This window comes from Brachybacterium sp. UMB0905 (genome assembly GCF_002871795.1).
Classification (GTDB): domain Bacteria; phylum Actinomycetota; class Actinomycetes; order Actinomycetales; family Dermabacteraceae; genus Brachybacterium.
The window spans coordinates 62680-79928 of sequence record NZ_PNHL01000004.1 but is presented as its reverse complement, the minus strand read 5'-3'; the positions used below and the strand labels follow the sequence as shown (position 1 = coordinate 79928).

General features: G+C 69.8%; 18 protein-coding genes and 1 pseudogene. 13 read left to right on the top strand and 6 right to left on the bottom strand.

What is annotated here, in order from left to right; all coding sequences use genetic code 11:
• Positions 1 to 57: 57 nt before the first annotated feature.
• Positions 58 to 1650, bottom strand: a complete 1593-nt coding sequence (locus CJ197_RS04820) for a M81 family metallopeptidase (RefSeq protein ID WP_102235620.1) — start codon at positions 1648 to 1650, stop codon at positions 58 to 60.
• A 14-nt stretch (positions 1651 to 1664) separates the two neighbouring features.
• Here CJ197_RS04820 and CJ197_RS04815 point away from each other — a divergent pair, with 14 nt between their 5' ends.
• The gene (locus tag CJ197_RS04815; protein ID WP_102235619.1) at positions 1665 to 3035 is read left to right on the top strand and encodes an alpha-L-fucosidase; all 1371 of its coding nucleotides are present in this window, start codon (positions 1665 to 1667) and stop codon (positions 3033 to 3035) included.
• Here CJ197_RS04815 and CJ197_RS04810 read toward each other — a convergent pair.
• Positions 2977 to 3984, bottom strand: coding sequence for a hypothetical protein (locus CJ197_RS04810; RefSeq protein ID WP_102235618.1), 1008 nt, complete (start codon positions 3982 to 3984; stop codon positions 2977 to 2979). The genes CJ197_RS04815 and CJ197_RS04810 overlap by 59 nt on opposite strands.
• Positions 3985 to 4056: 72 nt before the next feature.
• Positions 4057 to 4677, bottom strand: a complete 621-nt coding sequence (locus CJ197_RS04805; RefSeq protein WP_102235617.1) for an alpha/beta hydrolase — start codon at positions 4675 to 4677, stop codon at positions 4057 to 4059.
• Between the two features lie 113 nt (positions 4678 to 4790).
• On the opposite strand from CJ197_RS04805, the pseudogene CJ197_RS15510 reads away from it, so the two are divergent.
• The 4 genes and pseudogenes from CJ197_RS15510 to CJ197_RS04790 form a co-directional block, all read left to right on the top strand.
• Positions 4791 to 4865 (top strand): annotated as a pseudogene (locus CJ197_RS15510) (hypothetical protein); the annotation flags it as partial.
• Positions 4866 to 4911: 46 nt separating this feature from the next.
• Complete coding sequence (locus CJ197_RS04800; RefSeq protein ID WP_233190646.1) at positions 4912 to 5622, top strand: DeoR/GlpR family DNA-binding transcription regulator; 711 nt, start codon at positions 4912 to 4914, stop codon at positions 5620 to 5622.
• A gap of 94 nt (positions 5623 to 5716) precedes the next feature.
• Positions 5717 to 6193, top strand: coding sequence for a DUF2975 domain-containing protein (locus tag CJ197_RS04795; protein ID WP_102235616.1), 477 nt, complete (start codon positions 5717 to 5719; stop codon positions 6191 to 6193).
• Positions 6194 to 6196: 3 nt separating this feature from the next.
• A complete protein-coding gene (locus CJ197_RS04790) occupies positions 6197 to 6457 on the top strand; it encodes a helix-turn-helix transcriptional regulator (protein ID WP_102235615.1) in 261 nt (86 codons plus the stop codon).
• A 530-nt stretch (positions 6458 to 6987) separates the two neighbouring features.
• On the opposite strand, the gene CJ197_RS04785 is transcribed toward CJ197_RS04790, so the two are convergent.
• Together CJ197_RS04785 and CJ197_RS04780 are read right to left on the bottom strand one after the other, a co-directional pair.
• The gene (locus CJ197_RS04785) at positions 6988 to 8232 is read right to left on the bottom strand and encodes a type II toxin-antitoxin system HipA family toxin (protein WP_102235614.1); all 1245 of its coding nucleotides are present in this window, start codon (positions 8230 to 8232) and stop codon (positions 6988 to 6990) included.
• Entirely contained in the window at positions 8229 to 8516 is a 288-nt protein-coding gene (locus CJ197_RS04780; RefSeq protein WP_102235613.1) for a helix-turn-helix domain-containing protein, read from the bottom strand. The genes CJ197_RS04785 and CJ197_RS04780 overlap by 4 nt, the downstream gene beginning before the upstream one ends.
• A 181-nt stretch (positions 8517 to 8697) precedes the next feature.
• Here CJ197_RS04780 and CJ197_RS15325 point away from each other — a divergent pair, with 181 nt between their 5' ends.
• Both CJ197_RS15325 and CJ197_RS04770 read left to right on the top strand, forming a co-directional pair.
• On the top strand, positions 8698 to 8844 hold the full coding sequence (locus CJ197_RS15325) for a hypothetical protein (RefSeq protein WP_199173875.1): 147 nt from the start codon (positions 8698 to 8700) through the stop codon (positions 8842 to 8844).
• A 270-nt stretch (positions 8845 to 9114) separates the two neighbouring features.
• Positions 9115 to 10731: a DUF4091 domain-containing protein gene (locus CJ197_RS04770; RefSeq protein ID WP_102235612.1), complete on the top strand. Its 1617-nt coding sequence runs from the start codon at positions 9115 to 9117 to the stop codon at positions 10729 to 10731.
• On the opposite strand, the gene CJ197_RS04765 is transcribed toward CJ197_RS04770, so the two are convergent.
• Positions 10712 to 11905 (bottom strand): protein adenylyltransferase SelO family protein, encoded by a 1194-nt coding sequence (locus CJ197_RS04765; protein ID WP_102235611.1) that lies wholly within the window; start codon positions 11903 to 11905, stop codon positions 10712 to 10714. The two genes, CJ197_RS04770 and CJ197_RS04765, sit on opposite strands and share 20 nt — an antisense overlap.
• A gap of 122 nt (positions 11906 to 12027) precedes the next feature.
• On the opposite strand from CJ197_RS04765, the gene CJ197_RS04760 reads away from it, so the two are divergent.
• The 6 genes from CJ197_RS04760 (at position 12028) to CJ197_RS04735 (ending at position 17225) form a co-directional block, all read left to right on the top strand.
• Entirely contained in the window at positions 12028 to 13101 is a 1074-nt protein-coding gene (locus tag CJ197_RS04760) for an ROK family protein (RefSeq protein ID WP_102235610.1), read from the top strand.
• The gene (locus CJ197_RS04755; protein ID WP_102235609.1) at positions 13098 to 13985 is read left to right on the top strand and encodes a sugar phosphate isomerase/epimerase; all 888 of its coding nucleotides are present in this window, start codon (positions 13098 to 13100) and stop codon (positions 13983 to 13985) included. Before CJ197_RS04760 ends, CJ197_RS04755 begins: the two co-directional genes overlap by 4 nt.
• A gap of 5 nt (positions 13986 to 13990) precedes the next feature.
• Positions 13991 to 15100 (top strand): Gfo/Idh/MocA family protein, encoded by a 1110-nt coding sequence (locus tag CJ197_RS04750; protein WP_102235608.1) that lies wholly within the window; start codon positions 13991 to 13993, stop codon positions 15098 to 15100.
• A 206-nt stretch (positions 15101 to 15306) separates the two neighbouring features.
• The gene (locus CJ197_RS04745) at positions 15307 to 16329 is read left to right on the top strand and encodes a hypothetical protein (RefSeq protein WP_146007703.1); all 1023 of its coding nucleotides are present in this window, start codon (positions 15307 to 15309) and stop codon (positions 16327 to 16329) included.
• 9 nt (positions 16330 to 16338) lie between these two features.
• Positions 16339 to 16887 (top strand): NYN domain-containing protein, encoded by a 549-nt coding sequence (locus CJ197_RS04740; RefSeq protein WP_102235606.1) that lies wholly within the window; start codon positions 16339 to 16341, stop codon positions 16885 to 16887.
• Complete coding sequence (locus tag CJ197_RS04735; protein ID WP_102235605.1) at positions 16884 to 17225, top strand: hypothetical protein; 342 nt, start codon at positions 16884 to 16886, stop codon at positions 17223 to 17225. The genes CJ197_RS04740 and CJ197_RS04735 overlap by 4 nt, the downstream gene beginning before the upstream one ends.
• Positions 17226 to 17249: the final 24 nt, after the last annotated feature.

Below are 17249 nucleotides of genomic sequence, written 5' to 3'. Positions count from 1 at the left end.
GGCCTTCGACTGTCACTGGGGGCGTCGCTGGCGGCGCTCATGATCTCCTGGTGCTCCTCAGAGGTCCTCCCGGCTCTCGGGGGACGATGGGGGAATGCTACCCGAGCGCACATCCGCGCGCACGGGCGCGGGGATCTCCGCATCGAAGGGGATCATCGGCCGGTCGATGTGGGTGTGTCCGAGGCGCTGGAGGTCCTGGTCGACGCCGCCGGGGGTGAGGGCGAGCAGCCAGTCGGCGGCGGAGTCGTACTGGTCCGGTTCGAGGTAGCCCATCTTCACGGTGACCACATCGAAGCCGGTCATCGACAGGCCCAGGTGGTCGAACTGCGCATGGGTGCACCACTGGGAGCGGCGGGCGGTGACGACGACGGTCAGGCCCGTCGGCTCCTCCCCATCCAGGACGCGCAGCGCGGCGGCCTGCTCCCCCACCGTGGGGTGCTGGGCGAGCGCGGTGACCTCGGCGCGCAGCGGCACGGGGCCGGGATCGCGCGTGTCGATGTGCCCGCCGACCTCGACGTCGATCCGGCCGCCGATGCCCGCGAGGACGGCCGCATCGGTGGCCTCGGGGTCGACGAGGGAGACCATGAGGGCGCTGATCTGGGCGCTGCGGATCTCGGGGCGGGCGATCAGCTCGGCGAGGCAGCCGGTGGTGTCATCGGCGCCGCCCGCACCGGGGTTGTCCCCGGAGTCGGAGATCCAGAAGGGGCGGGCGTCAGAGGCGATCGCCCGATCCAGGCAATCGGTGAAACTCGCGGTGGGGGCGACGAACACGAAGTCGTGCCGCGCCTGCCACAGGGCGGTGGCGAGCTCGAGGGCGGCGTCCTCCACGGCCTGCTGGTCATCGCCGAAAGCGACGATCGCGGCCTTGCAGCGGGGCTGATCGGCCCAGGCAAAACCCACCCAGCAGGAGATGTCCCGCACGCCCGGGTGCTCGAGCAGGCCGGGGATCTTCTCGTACAGGGACTTCGCGGGCTCGATGCGGGTAGAGGTCTTCTCGCCGGGCAGCAGGATCGGCACGTGCACAAGGGCCTTGTGGGGGCGGTGGCCGCGAGCGGCGTGCTCCACGAGGTCGCGCAGACCCCGCTCGCGGGTCTCCCAGGCGTCGATATGGGGGGCGTGGCGGTAGCAGGTCAGCAGGTCGCACGCGTCGAACAGGGTGGGGGAGACGTTGCCGTGCAGGTCCATCGCGGTGCCAACGATGGGCCGGGGGCCGATGACGGAGCGGATCGCCGTGATGAGATCGCCCTCGGCGTCATCGAGACCCTCGACGCTCATCGCGCCGTGGATGTCGAAGAAGAAGCCGTCGAGGTCCTGGCCGGTGAGGCCCTCGAGGATCTCCTGTTTCCAGGCGTCGTAGACCGCGCGCTCGAGCACCCCGCCGGGCAGGGCGCGGGCGTGCAGGACGCCCACGTACTCCGCCTCCGGCACCTCGAAGGGGTAGCGGGCCAGGATCTCCGCGGTGCCGCGCCGCACCTCGAAGTCCGCGGCGCCGGAGCGGTAGGGGGTGAAGGTGGAGGATTCGATGGCGATGCCGGCGATGCCGATGCGGGGGCGGGTGCTGCGGCTCTCGCGTGACGCGGTTGCGGGGGCAACGTTGGGGGCGGCGTGGGGGCTGGGGGCGTCAGCAGCGGTGGCGGCGGAGTCAGACATGGGATGATTCTGGCATGATCCGCTTCGACGGCCGCCAGGGCCCTGCTGATGCTGCCCCCGCCTCCGCCTACCCGGATCCGGTGATCCCGAACTGGTACCGGGATGCGAAGCTCGGGATCTTCGTGCACTGGGGGCTGTACTCGGTACCGGCATGGGCCGATGTGCTGGATCGCCGCGCTGTCACGGCGGAGAACGCATACGCCCGCCACCAGTACGCCGAGTGGTACGCGAACACGGTGCGGATCGAGGGTAGCCCTACGCGCGAGCGGCATGAGCGGATCTACGGGCTCGGGCATTCCTACGAGGATTTCGCCGATGAGTGGCATCCGGCCGATGGGGCCGTGGCGGGCATCGTGGACCTGGCGCGGCGGGCCGGGGCGGGGTACATCGTGCCCACCTCGAAGCACCACGACGGGTTCTGCCTGTGGGACAGTTCCACCACGCCGTTCACGGCGGCTCGGCGCGGCCCGGGCCGGGATCTTCTGGCCGAGTTCCGTGACGCGGCCGCAGCCTCGGGGCTGCGGCTGGGGCTGTACTACTCCGGGGCGCTCGACTGGCACGTGAGCGATTTCCCGCCGCTGACCTCGAATGAGGAGCTGTTCGCTCTGCGGCGCAACGACTCGTCCTTCGCGTCGTTCGCCGCCGCGCAGCTGCGGGAGCTGATCGCCGGCTACTCCCCCGCGATTCTGTGGAACGACATCGAATGGCCGGATGCCGGCAAGCATGAGGGCCCCGATTCCCTGCCGCAGCTGCTGCACGAGCACCTCGCGGCCGTGCCGGACGGGCTGATCAACGACCGCTGGGGCTCCCCCGTGAACGGCGTGCTCACCCGCGAATACGACGACATCACCGCAGTGCAGGAGGAGGTGTTCGAGTCCACCCGCGGCCTGGGGCTCTCCTTCGGGTACAACGCCGATGAGTCATCGGAGCATTCGCTGGACGGCGCCGGGGTGATCCGGCTGCTGGCCGATGTGGTCTCCAAGAACGGCAACCTGCTGCTGAACGTGGGGCCACGGGCCGACGGGTCCGTGCCGGAGCTGCAGGTCGCGGCGCTCGAGCAGCTTGGGGCGTGGATGGAGCGGCACGGCGATGCGATCCGCGGCACCCGGCCCTGGTTCCACGCGGCCGTGCGCACCCCGCCGGAGAACGTGCGGTTCACGCTGTCCGAGAACGCGCTGAACGTGCTCCTGCTGGATCCCGCGGCCGGGCCGGTGACGCTCAGCCCGGAGGTGTCTGCGGCGGTGCGGGAGATCGCGATCGCCCCCGGAAACGAGCCGGTGCGGCTGATCCCCGAGGGCGATCCCGGCCTTGATGCCGTGGCGGTGATCAGGCTTCCGCTGCGGGCGGCGGACCCTCAGGACCCTCGGCAGGGCGCTCACCGGTAGGAGGAGTCTGAGCCTGCGCGGGCGGCGCCGCCTCCGCAGACGTCTCCCCGATGGCGGGCGGTGCCGCGGCAATCGACCCGGTCGCCGCGGTCGTGGCCGTCTGCTCCGCAGCGACCTGCGGCTCGGACCCGCCTGCGCCCAGCTTGGCGAAGAGCTCGTCGTCGGCTCCGATCTCGAGATAGACCGAGTGGTTGCCGTTCCCCATGTCGGACACCGAGACGACAGGGACCTCCTCCATGCCGCTGAAACCGATCTTCTGCAGCGCGGCGCCAAGCTCGTCGGCGCCGTGGCCCGCGGCGGTGACGGTGTACGTGACCAGCCCGTCCTCCGCAGAACGGGAGGTGCTCTCGCCCAGCAGCAGGGACTGGTTCACCCTCCCTGCCTCACCGCAGGCCACGGCGCAGTCGATGGAGTCCACCACCCGGGTCTCCACGACGAAGGGATCGTCAGAGCTGGGTGCGACCTCGTAGGTGAAGGTGGAGCCTTCCGTCGCCAGAGCGGCATCCGTCCACGGGCCGACCTCGTCGGCGGAGGCCTCCGGGAAGGCGATCACCCCGGTGGTGCCGGCATCCCCGGCCGGGGTCAGCTCACCGGCTTCGAGGACAGGCTGCGCCTTGGCGGCGTCGTCCTTCGCGTCCGAGTACTCCAAGGTCATGGTGTAGACGGTGTCGGTACCGTTCTTCTCCATCCCCTCGTAGGTCAGACCGGGGTTGTTTTCCTTGATGATGCTCTCGATCTTGGCGGCACAGCCCTCGACCTCCTCCATATCGGACTCGGGGACGGTGATGGTGAGAGTCTGAACGCCCGAGCCATCGGACTCGACGACAGTCTCGTCGTCCACCTCGGCACAGGCGCTGAGCAGGAGCAAAGCGCCGAGTGCGGCCAGCAGCACGAGGAGGAGACGGTATCGGGACAGTGGTAGCGACGGGGACGCGGTGAGAGTTCGCACGGTTGCTCCGTGAAGGGTGAGGGATGGTTACCTCTACCATCCGGCGCACGGGGCTCTCCCGCGGGCTTTCAGCTATCTGTCCGATTCATCCGCCCTGGCCTGTATGAATGCCAGGAGCTCCGCGAATTCGACCTGGTCGACGGCGTGGCCCATCATCGGCCGGTCCACTTCGGTGAGGTCAGTGTGGGCGGTGAGGAACTCGCGGATCGCGGCGGTGGAGGCCTCGTCGTAGAAGGGGTCCTGGCCGCCGTGGCCCCAGAACACGGGCAGCGGATTCTCGGCGAGCGCGGCGTCCTTGGGCTGCGGGACGGGCAGCGGCCAGCCGGAGAGGTTCGCGACGAAGCGCAGGTGGCCCCGTCGCAGCAGCTGCAGTGCCATGAGGCCGCCCTGGGAGAAGCCGATCGCGCCGATGACGTTCTTGCCGTCGATCCACTGCTCGAGCGCGGTGGTCGCGGCGTCGACGTCGGTGGTGCCCAACTCGAACCAGGCGTAGCCGGGGCCGTAGGCGTAGATCGCCCGCAGGGACACATACCGGAAGGCCCGCGGCAGGTGCGGAACCATGCTGGTCAGGTCCCGCTCATGGCTGCCGAGGCCATGCAGCAGCAGCACGATCGGCGCATCCTCGGGGCCGGAGGCGACGATCGCGGACTCGTCGATGGTCTCGGAGAGGAGGGTGTACTCGGGGGAGGTCATAGGTCCAGGGTAGGAGGGGTGAAGCGGGGGTGCTGAGCCGGGACCGCTGAACGCCACGTCGGCGGGGGCAGTCACACATCTACAACAGCGCGCTGTTGTCCCACAGTGGACGCATGACTGAGCTCAGCGTGTCCACCGCCCGCGCACGTCTCGCCGACGTCGTCGATGCGGCGCGCGTTGGGCGTCATCCCATCTATCTGACGCGACGCGGCCGACGGGTTGCCGCGGTGATCGATGCCGATCGGCGTGGACCAGCTCGCACGCCTCATCGGAGCCTCCCCCGTCACCATCCGCCGCGACCTCACCGACCTCCAGGGACGCGGCCTCCTGCGACGGGTGCACGGCGGGGCTGTCGCGGTGGACCTGCGCGGCATGCCCATGCCTTATGCGCTCCGGGCCGCGGAGAACGCGCCCGCCAAGGCTGCGATCGCCCGTGCGGTCGCCGCTCTCGTGCGCGACGACATGGCGCTCGTGCTCGACAACGGATCGACCGTCACAGCGGTCGCCGATGCGCTCACCGGGCGCCCCCTCACGGCGATGTGCCTCACGCTGCGGGCCGCGATGGCGCTCGGGACTGGTGGCTCGACGGACATCGTCACCCCCGGCGACAGCGTCCGCGGGGAGAGCCTGCACTACGGAGGGGCCGCGTGCCTGGACGCGCTGGACGGTTTCCGGGCAGATCTGGGGATCATGGGGGCCTGCTCGGCCTCCCCGTCCCACGGCCTCACCTCCATCTCGTCAGAGGACGCACAGATCAAGCGCGCGATCCTCGCGGCATCAGCCCGGGTCATGCTCGCGGTGACCGGGGACAAGCTCTCCCGCACCTCGAGCTTCCGATTCGGCGCGCTCGAGGACATGGACGACCTCGTCACCACACCCGACGCCCCCGCCTCCATGCTCGACGAGGTCCGCGCCGCCGGCACCCGCGTGCACCTCGCGCGCTGACGGGCCCGCCCCAACCCCAGCCGACCGGCACCGTGCCCGGAATCCCACCCTCAAACCTATTGCCATTCGATAGATTCCGCATGAAACTCGATGCATGAACCGCGCAATCGCTCGCACGTTGCAGGTCGCCGTCGTCGGCATGGGCCTCGGGCTGCTACTCGCACAGGCCCTCATCATCCCGGTGGTGTCCGGGTGGATGGCCGAGGCCTACCCGGAGTTCGCCTGGGCGAGGTGGTCGCTCGCGATCCCACTGATCGCTGTCCTCGCCTGCCTCCAGGTCGTCCTCGTCGCGACTTGGGCGCTGCTGGGAAGGGTCGCGCGCGACCGGATCTTCGACCGCGGCGCACTGCGCTGGGTGGACGCCATCATCGGCGGCATCGGCGCGGGGTGGCTCATCGCGCTAATCACGTGCGTCTGGCAGACCCTCGTGAACGTCTCCGCCCCGTGGATCCTGCTGTCAGAGCTACTCGGCCTGCTGGTGGGGATGGTGGTCATCCTGCTGATCGTCGTCCTGCGCGGCCTGCTAGTGCAGGCCACGAACCTCCAGACCGAGATGGACGCGGTGATCTGAGCGATGCCCATCGTCAGCCGGATCGACGTGCAGCTCGCCCGCCGGAAGATGAGCGTCGGGGAGTTCGCCGAGCGCGTGGGCATCACGCCTGCCAACATCGCCGTGCTCAAGAACGGCCGGGCCAAGGCGGTGCGGCTGTCGACCCTCGAGGCGATGTGCCGGGTGCTGCAGTGCCAGCCGGGGGACCTCTTCGAGTGGGTCGAGGGCGATGACGCCGCGGCCGACGGGCCGGATGACGAGCTGGCGGCGGGCACGCCCCGGTGACGGAGGGGCAGGCAGGCCCAGACGTACCCGCCAGCAGGCCATGTAGCGGAGGCCCTGGTCCGCGAGCGGCCATATATGACAAGCGGTGGCTATATCGCCACGGCATGCTCTATCTGGCCATCGCTGAACACCGACCGCCGCATACCGGCACGGCCGCGGTATCAGGGCGGCTGCGCTGCCCCTCGTCCCGGCCGGCCCGTCGGCCTCAGTTCTCGGCGCCCGCACTCACCCGCAGGCCCGGTCGGGGAGCGCGGGGCGGCCCTTTCACCGTCGAGCCGACGGAGGATCCCCGGGTGTGGAGCGTCGACGAGGTGTTCCTCGATGCCGCCGCGTTCCAGAAGCACCAGGAGCGCGTCCGCACGAGCGAATAGGGCTGGCCACGGCTCACATCGAGCGGGACTACGTGGTGCACGGGCTCTGAGACTCTGTACCCTCGAGCGCTCCCCGGACTGCCATCGGTGCTGAGAGCTCTCGAGAAATTTACGCTTAGCAAGCATCTCCGTCTCGAGGCCGACGTCCGATCGTCAGCCTCACCCCATAGTTCGCCGCAGCGCTGCCCGCCGCAGTTCGATTCCCTCGGCCATGAGCGTGATCTCCTGCTCACGGATGCCGTTCCGGCGGGCCGCCTCACGCCATCCGGCCAGCACGTCGCTGATCCAGACCATGCGTTCCCGAGCCTGTTCAGGTTGTAGCGAGCACTCCTCGCACAGCGCGAGCAGCGCGTCAGCCTCGTCGGCCATCGTGTCCGCACCCATGATTGACGTTGCGCGCTCCCGCCACGCATCGGGAGTCGGGTTCACGTCGAAGACCGGGCTCAGCGCCCATCCCCCCGGTCCGGCGAGAAACCCGTGGTTGCGCAGATGATCATCCGTGTTTCCGATCCCGACGTTCATCACGACGCGGTCGAACAGCTCGTGATGATCATCCTTCGGCGACCGGGAGAGATCTCGGATGCCGTCTGCGATATCTGCATAGTCCCGGTGTTCACCGTCGTCTGCCCCGAGCATGGTCATGGCGCTGATGTATCCGATGCGTCGTTGGTCAGCATCACGATCGAAGCGGCGCAGCAGCAGCACGGACCGATCCCCTACCCGGGTGAGCCGACGTCGTGGCGTCCTGATCCCCGCCGACTCCAACAGATCGAGGGCGGTCGCCTCCCAGGCCATGACATCCCAGCGATCCCCGGGATGAGGGAACTTGGCGATAGCGAGGGCGCCATCCTCGAGCCGGACGGAGGCCTTGGGGCGTGCACCGCCGAGGCCCGTCGTCCCGGTGTCCAGAAGCTGCTTCACCGCCGAAGAGGCATCGTCGTCCGCGGCGAGCGCATCGGCGGCATCCAGGAGCTCGGGCAGCGAGATCACCGGGGGGACCTGCGCCGGAGCTCCGAGAAACTCCGTGCCACCTGCGATACGAAACCGCAGTGCGCCCTGGCGCGTGTCGTCGCTGACGCCCAGCAGGAAGTCGAGGTCATCGAGTCGGCGAGGTACTGAGCCGTGTTCACGCGCTCGCGCTCTCTCCGCCTTCTCGATGAGGTTTCGGCCCCAGCGATCCGGAGCGCTGTCTCCGAAGGCTCGCACGAGTGACCCCTGGTGCTGAGCCCCGGAGACCAGAGGGAGGGCGGGATCGATGCTCATCCCGTCAGCGGCGAGGTATCCCGGGTCGTAGAGAAAGGTGGTGGAGATGCGCCCTCGGCTGCGCGTGATGTGCGCCTGCCCCACCAGGATCGGCTCGGCAGCAGACCCGAAGCTGTCCCACAGCACCTCGAGCGTGGTCATCGTGCCCGCTTCTTCTGCAGCTTCCCCGCCCTGAGGCGGCCGATGTCGCTGCGCAGCGGATCAGCCGCGTCGACGATCTGGTCGAGCACCCCGATCGCACGCAGCACCTGGGCGACGTTGCCGAAGCTGACCCCGCTTTCCCCGGCTTCGATCCGCCGCAGGGTGACGCGACTGATTCCTGCCCGCTCGGAGACCTGCTGCGCGGTCAGGCCCAGCACCATGCGCCACCCGCGCACATGCTCACCCAGCTCCTGCATCTCCCGCTCGATGTGATAGCCCGCCATCTCAACTCCCATCGCTATGGACAGTAGCGTATACGTAACCGCAGATAACGGATAGCCTGCTTTCCATAGGGGATGGAGTGGCCGGGTCTGCGTCCTCGAGGCGGCGCAGAAAGCTGGTCTGCAGCACATCGATGCCACCATCGGAGCGGGCAGCGAGGGCGCGCTCGCGTACTACCGGGCGATGGGGTTCGTGCCGTACAAGGAGCTCGCCGCGGCGAACGGCATCCCGCTGCGGGTGGAGGCCATCGCGGCGATCGTCACGAGTTTCGGGATCGCGGTGGGGTGGCTGCTGGTCACGAGCGCCATCGAGCTTCCGCCCCCGGAGTGATCGTGAGCCCGGTGTCTGCCGCGCTCGCAGCCCCGGGCAGAACAGAACCCCCGGGTCGCGCGGCGCGCTGGTCGGCCGGACCAGGCCGACCCCCGGGGGTTCTGCGGTGGTCGCCTCAGGCGGCGACCACCTCACAGGTCCGATCAGCAATCACTTCTCGGATCACCTCCTTTCCACTGCGCCGCTGACGCTAGGACCTCCTCCCGCGCGCCGTCCATCGAATTTCTGTGAGGATGGGACCTCACCCGCGACGACGTTGAGGAGCCCCCTGTGCAGATCGTGCTGACCGATGCCCTGGAGAAGGTGTTCGGCGAGGACATGCCCCGTGCCGCGCAGCCGATCGGGGGTGCACATGTCTCCGGTTTCCGGAATGAGCAGCTCGCCCTGCAGCTCGCTCTGCTGCCGGAGGGTGAGAGCGTGGACGTGGAGGCCGTCGGCCCCCTTGCTGAGCACACGCACCTCGCCGCGGTGCGCCGGGTGCCGGTCTCGAGCCCGGCCCCGGAGAACGCCGACGCGCACTACCTGGTGACCGAGCCCGGCGAGTACCCGGACCTGCTGGAGCCGGTCACGGACGGGACCGTCGGCGGCCTCACCCCGGGACGCTGGGAAGCACTGTGGATCGAGGTGACCGGCGCCCCCGCAGGCACGCATGAGCTCGTGATCCGCGTGAACGGCAAGGAGCAGCGCGCCGTCGTGCAGGTGCATGACGCCGAGCTGCCGCCGCTCACGATTACGAACACGCACTGGTTCCACGTGGACTCCCTCGCGGAGTACTACGGTGTGGATATCTTCTCCGAGGAGCACTGGGCGCTCATCGAATCCTTCCTCGCCTCCGCCCGGGCGATGGATGTCACGAGCGTCCTCACCCCGACGTGGACGCCGCCGCTGGACACCGCCGAGGGGCACACCCGCCCGTTCGTGCAGCTCGTAGGCATCCGCGAGGTGGATGGCGAGTACCAGCTGGATCTCACGAAGCTGGACCGCTGGCTGGAGATCTGTGCGCGCCTGGGCTTCACGGGCTTGGAGATCGCGCACCTGTTCACGCAGTGGGGTGCGCGGCACGCCCCCGCGATCCAGGTGGAGACGGCCGACGGGCCCCAGCACCGCTTCGGCTGGCACACCGACGCGACCGACCCCGAGTACCGGCGTCTGCTCGAGATGCTGATCCCGACGCTGCGCGAGCACCTGGCCGCGCACTGGGACGGGCAGGTGCTGTGGCACATCTCCGATGAACCGTCCGCCGAGCAGCTGCCGGCCTATCGCGCGGCGAAGGAGCAGGTGGCGGATCTGCTGGAGGGCGCGCTGGTGGTGGATGCGCTGAGCTCCTTCGAGTTCGCCGAGCAGGGTGTGGTGGACACCCCCATCGTCGCGACCGACCACGTGGAGCCGTTCCTCGCGGCGGGGCAGCGTCCCTGGGTGTACTACTGCGTGGGCCAGGGCGTGGACGTCTCCAATCGCTTCATCGCCCTGCCGTCGGTGCGCAACCGCGTGATCGGCCGGCAGCTGTTCCTCGGCGAGGCGCCCGGTTTTCTGCATTGGGGCTTCAATTTTTGGTGGGCGCAGTTCTCGCTGCGGCCGATCGATCCGTTCAAGGAGACCTGCGCCGGCGGCGCGTTCCACGGCGGCGACGCCTTCATGGTCTACCCCGGACCGGAGGGGACGCCGTGGTATTCGATCCGGCACCGCGTGTTCGCGCAGGCCATGGCAGATCATCGGGCATTGACCTGGCTCGCGGAGCTCACGGATCGCCAGACGGCCGCCGCGCTCGTGGATGAGGGCGGGACGCTCAGCTACTCCCGCTTCTCCTACGACGAGCATGCCCACCTCGCGGCCCGCCGCGCCGTGGACGAGGCGATCCTCGCGGCCCTCACGTCCCGCAGAAGCTGACGAAGCCCTCCCCGCCCGGCTCCTCGAGGTACTCGAGGCCGGGCCGGCGCTCGTACGGGGCGCGCATCACCTCGAGCATCTCGTGCACCGGCTCCAGGTTCCCCACGGTCGCGGCGGCGAGCGCGCGCTCGAGCTGCTCATTGCGCGGCGCATACACCGGGCCGATCCCCCGCTCGTGCAGGAACGAGACGTGGTCGGCGCCGTCGATGCCGGTCAGGTCCGCATCGCCCACCAGCGCTGCCCGCTCCGCCTCGAACCAGCCCTCGAACTGCTCGAGCAGCGGCACCGCATCCGCGGCCTCAAGGTGCAGGGCCTCAGCGAAGCGGCACAGGTTCCACAGCGCGATCCCCGCCTGGTTGCCGTAGGCGTAGCGGCCCTGCACGTCGATCGAGCTGAACACGGCGCGGGCGTCGTGCTTCTCGAGGATCGCGCACGGCCCGTGGTCGATGCTCTGCCCGGAGATGGTCATGTTGTCGGTGTTCATCACGCCGTGCACAAACCCGGCGACCATCCACCCGGCCACCAGCTTCGCCTGTACCCGGGCCACCGCCTCCAGCAGGCCGAGCGCCCCCTCAGCCGCAGGGTGATGGCGTGCGATCGCGTAGTCCACAAGCCGCCCCAGCACCTCCTCATCGTGATGCCAGGCCGCGTACTGGAACGTGCCCACGCGCAGGTGGCTCGCGGCCACGCGCACCGCCATCGCCCCCACCTCGGGCTGCATCCCTTGGCGCGGGGCGATCTCCTCTCCGGTGCGCAGCACGGCGAGGATGCGAGCGCTCGGCACCCCGATCGCGTGCAGCCAGCGGCCGATCACGGCCTCGCGCAGCATCGGCCCCAGCGGCGCCTTCCCGTCACCGCCACGGGCGAAGGGGGTGCGGCCAGCGCCCTTGAGATGCAGGTCCTGACGCTCCCCATCGGCCCCCACCACCTCGCCGAGCAGCACCGCCCGGCCATCCCCGAGCACGGGGACGGGGCTGCCGAACTGGTGGCCGGCGTAGGCCTGCGCGAACGTGCCGTCGATCTGGCCGGTCAACAGGTCCACATCATCGGGGCCGATGTCCAGCTCGCGCCCCAGATCCTCGTCGAAGAACACCACCTCCGGGCACGGGGGACACTCGGCCCTGAACGGCACGGACAGCTCCGGGAGGGCCTCGGCGTAGGTCTGCTGCAGCATGCCTCGATCCTGTCACTTGACGCGGCCTCGGCAAACGCACAGACTGACACCCAGCATTTTGTAACCCCATTGCACAATGGGGCTGTCGGCACCGCGAGGGTGCCCGAGGATGAAGGATTCCCATGGTCACGGCCTCTGCGGTCCGACGGGCGAACGCCCGCGACTGCCTGCTGGCGCTGCGCGACGCCGAGCAGCCACTGACCCTCGCCGAGCTCGCCGCCCGCACGAACCTCTCCCGCCCCACGATCGACGCGGTCCTCACCGACCTCGGGCCCGTCGCGGCCCCCGCCCCGGCCACCGCTTCGGGCACCGCCGGCCGGCCTGCCCGCCGCGTCGCCTTCGACCCGTCGGCCGCCACGTTCGCGGCCCTGGACCTCGGGGCGCGGCGTACTCGCTGCCTGGTCACCGACGCCGCCGGGCACCCGCTCGCCCTGACCGAGGAGAGCGCTGACGTGCCACTGCCCGAGGTGGTCGCGCGGACCGGGCTCTCCCCGGGCGCCGTGGGCATCGCCGTGCCGGGGATCATGCACCCCGATGGGACGGTGGCGCGCAGCATCGTGCTGCCCACCCTGCAGGGCCGTGACCTCGCCGCCGAGTTCGCGGTCCCCGCCCTGGTGGAGAACGACATCAAGCTCGCGGCGCTCGCGGAGCATCACCGGGGTGAGGCCGCCGGCAGCCTGGTGCTGGTGCAGATCGGCCACCGCATCTCGGTCGCTGTCGTGCTCGAGGGGCAGATCCTGCAGGGCGCGCACCGCCTGGCCGGCGAGCTCGGTTCCCAGCGGGGCATGCGCTGGACCGCGACCTCCGAGCGGGGGCGGCTCACCTGGTCCACGGGCGATGAGGCACAGCCCCTGCTCGAGGCAGCCGCCCGCGGGGATACGGCCGCGCAGCAGGAGATCGCGGAGTTCTGTGCGCAGATCGCGCCGCGGCTCGCGACCGTGCTGCTGACTGTGGACCCGGATCGGCTCGTCATCGGCGGCGGGCTCTCCCGCGCCGGGGAGACGCTGCTTCATCCGCTGCGCGAGGCTCTCGCGCGCCTGCTGGTCACCGACCGTGCGCCCGAGGTGGTGGCCGCACGGCTCACGGCCGACGGTGCGCTCGTCGGCGCCCTGAACTCCGCCTACACCCAGTTCTCCGAGCACACGCTGGGGGTCAGGGACCTTCCCGCCCCCTGGTCAGAAGGGATCACCGCATGAGCAGCGATATCAGCATCGGTTTCAGCTCCTATAGCTTCCACCAAAGACTCTCCACCGGGGCGATGACCCTCGAGGACGTCATCGACTGGGTGGCGGCGAGCGCAGCCGAGCACCTCGAGCTCGCTGTTCTCTCCGACGCTGCGGATTCGCCCATCCCGTCGCTCGGGTGGTCCGATGAGCGCCTGGCGGCGCTGCGCGCCAAGGCCGAGGCCGCCGGTGTGCCCCTCAGCAGTCTGGCCGTGGGCGCGGACCTCTCCACCGGGGACGCAGCCCAGGTGGAGCGGGTGCAGCGCTACGTGGACCTCGCTGCGACGCTCGGGATCACTCGGATGCGGCATGACGTCGTCCCCCACGGCGTCGTCGAGGGCGACGACACGGTCCAGTTCGAGCGAGTACTGCCGCACATCGTCGCCGGGGCCCAGGAGATCGCGCAGTACGCGGCCGCGAAGGGCATCACGACCAGCCTGGAGAACCACGGGTTCTTCGTGCAGTCCGCGGACCGGGTGGGTCGGATCATCCACGCGGTGGGCGAACCGAATTTCCGCACGACGTTGGATGTGGGGAACTTCGTGTGCGTGGACGCGGACCCGCTCGCCTCGGTGCAGGAGAACCTGCCGTACGCGATGACGGTGCACCTCAAGGACTTCTACATCCGCCCGGCCGATGCGCCCGTCGGCGCCGGCTGGTTCTCCTCCCGCGCCGGACGGAAGCTGCGCGGCGCCGTGCTGGGCTGCGGGGATCTGGACCTGCGCAGCATCGCCCGGGCGATCCGCGACGCGGGCTTTAGCGGCCCGGTGACCATCGAATTCGAAGGCTGGGAGGACTGCCTGCTGGCCTGCGAGCGGTCCCTCGCGGCCGCCACAGATCTTCTGGAAAGGAACTGACCGCCATGACCACCACCCCTGACACCGCGTCCGACGCCCCGAACCTCCCGCCCGACGCCCCGTTCCGGGTGGGCGTCATCGGCGCCGGCACCATCGCCGGCGCGCACCTGGGCGCCTACCGCGACACCCCGGGCGTGCAGATCACCGCGGTCGCGGACATGAACCTCGAGCGCGCCCAGCAGGTGGCCGACGAGTACGGGGCCGCGCGCGCCTACGCCGATCCGCATCAGCTGCTCGCCGATCCTGAGGTGGAAGGCGTCTCGGTGTGCACGTGGAACGACTCGCACGCCTCCTGGGCGATCGCCGCGATCGAGGCCGGCAAGCACGTGCTGGTGGAGAAACCGCTGGCCCGCACCGTGGAGGAAGCGGAGGCGATCCAGCGGGCCGCCGAGGGCACGGACCGACTGGTGCAGGTGGGGTTCGTGCGCCGCCACGCCCCGAACTGCCAGGTGCTGAAGTCCTTCATCGACGCGGGGGATCTGGGCGAGCTGTACTACGCCAAGGCCTCGCTGATCCGCCGCATGGGCAACCCCGGCGGCTGGTTCGCGGACAAGGAGATCGCTGGCGGCGGCCCGCTGCTGGACATCGGCATCCACGTGCTGGACCTCGCCTGGTATCTGATGGGCGCGCCGAAGGCGGTGGCGGTCTCCGGCAGCACCGTTGAGAAGCTCGGCAACCGCGCGAACATCACCTCCATGCCGCGGTACACCGCCGCGGACTACGACCCCACGAAGAACACGGTCGAGGACCTCGCGAGCGCCATGATCCGCTTCGAGAACGGAGCGAGCATGCTGCTGGACTGCTCGTACTCGCTGCACGCGCTCGAGGATTCGATCGCCGTGTCCGTGTACGGGGACAAGGGCGGGGCGGAGGTGGAGCCGCGACTGCGCCTGGCCACCGAGATGCACGACGCCGTGGTGAACATCGACCCGCAGATCGCCTCGCCGACCTTCGACTTCGGGCTCGGCTTCCGCAACCAGGTGGCGAACTTCGTCGCCGCCGCACAGGGCCGCGAGGAGAGCATCGCCCCGCTCGAGCACGGCGTGGAGATCACCCGCATCCTTGCCGCCGTGTACGAGTCCGCGGAACTGGGGCGCGAGGTGCGGCTGGACTGAGCGCGTCGGCCCTCATCCCCGTATTCGCGCCCATCCTCACATCGCGTTCTCGGGTCCTGCGTACCGATACTGGTACGCAGGGCCCGAGAAGGCGTGGGGCAGCACCCGAGAAGGCGTGGGGCGGGACCCGAGAAAGCGTGGGGCGGGACCCGAGAAGGCGCTGCGCCCGCTGAGCGCGGTGGTCGACCGATCGAGAGGGGGTGGACATGAAGGCGCTGCTGACCGGTCCGCGCGGCCGACGGCTTCTGCTCGAGCTCGCCGTCCGACTCTCCGATGCGGTGAGAGAGGCCCTGTTCGACCTCGCGTACGCGCACAATCCCGGCCGCGACACGTCCTGCGTGCTCGTGACCTGGGGCGATGTGGAGCCGCGGAAGGCGGCGAGCATCGAGGAGCTCACCGCGCTGCTCCGCGCCCTGCCGGAGGATCCGCTCTCCCCGGATCTCGTGCACGAGGCGCTGGGGGCTTCCGTGGACTCCGCGATGTACTGGCAGGAGCCCGACGGAGAGGACGTGGTCGCACGCATGCCCAGCGTGCAGGAGGCGCTCGCCCCTCTCGCCGAGCGGGTGTCGACGATCGCGTGGACCGCTCCGGCCCCCTCAGTGCAGCATCTGCTGGAGTGGGAGCCGCCCATCCCCGCGGCGCGGACTGATCTCGCCGCCTGGGTGCGCTCCACCCGTGATGCGGAGCAGCAGGCGCGCAGGGAGCGGCCCCAGGACCCTGCGGCCGCGTGGAGCGGCTCCTGGTGGTCGATTCCGCTCGACCAGCCAGTCACCTATGACGAGGTGCCGCGCGCGCTCGACCTCATCGAAGATGAACTGGGCTGGGAGAAGTGCACGACCACGCCCGTGCAGGGGCCGACGGAGGTCCTCGAGATCACCGGCGCTGAGGACTGGGCGAAGCTGTGCCGCGAGCATCCGCTCGAGGTCACCGCCTCGCGTCGGCACGACTGGTACCGGGTGACCGGCCGCGACGGCACCTGGGTGATTCCCGACTGGGAGGCTGTCTCGCGGCGATGGGGCGCCGTGCACCTCACGGTGCCCGGCTATCTCACCGCCGCCACGACGCTGATCGACGTGGCCGACGGGGTCGCCAGCGTCATCGCCGGCTGGAATCCGGGGTCCACGCTCTGGCTGCGAGAAGCGCCTGGCAAACCCATCGGCCCCTCTCAGCATTGGCGCTGGCGCGACGACGATGACGGTGCAGGCCGATGGCACCCCGTCGACCCTTAAGCTCACCCCATGACGGAACGCACCACGTACCTCCTGGTCGACGGCGAGAACATCGATGCGACGCTCGGCATCTCGGTGCTGGGCCGCCGCCCGCAGCCGGAGGAGCGCCCGCGCTGGAACAAGCTGCTGGATCACGCGCAGCAGGCCTGGGGCCAGCCCACAAAGGGCCTGTTCTTCCTGGCTGTGGACGAGTCACTGCCCTCGAACTTCGTGCAGGCGCTGCTGGCGATCGGGTACAAGCCCGTGCCGCTGCGCGGCGCCGGCAAGGTGGTGGACATCGCGATCCAGCGGACCGCCGAGGCGATCGTCGACATGGACGCCGACGTGATGCTCGTCAGCCACGACAAGGATTTTGTGCCGCAGATGCAGCGCCTGGCCGAGGCGCCCGCGCGGCGTCTCGCGCTCGTGGGCTTCAAGGAGTTCATGGCGAACGAGCTCAAGGACGTGCCCGGCATCGAGGTGCATGACCTCGAGTACGACGTGCAGGCCTTCACCAGCCGCCTGCCGCGGGTGCGGATCATCGACATCGACGAGTTCGACCCGCTGGAGTTCCTATGAGCCGTCGCTGGCAGGCCACGTCGACCTCGCTGCTGCCGGAATGGGCGGCCGTTCTCCAGCTCGGCAACATCGTGCTGGGCGCGGCGGGCCTGGTGGCGCTGGTCGTCGGGATCGCGATGGCCACCCAGGGGGACGATATCGGCACGCTGCTCGCGGTGCTCGGTGGGGTCTCTCTGGTGCTGTTCTGGCTGGTGTTCCCGCTGGTCCTGGTGGCGCTGGTGGCGATGCGCAACATTGCGCGGGACACGCACCGGCCCGTGTGGTCCGCGTTCATGGGCGTGTTCGGGCTCGGGCCGTCGCTGCTGTGGCTGCTCGTGAAGCTCGTCATCGAGTTCTAAGCAGTCCGCTCATGCGAAATCCCC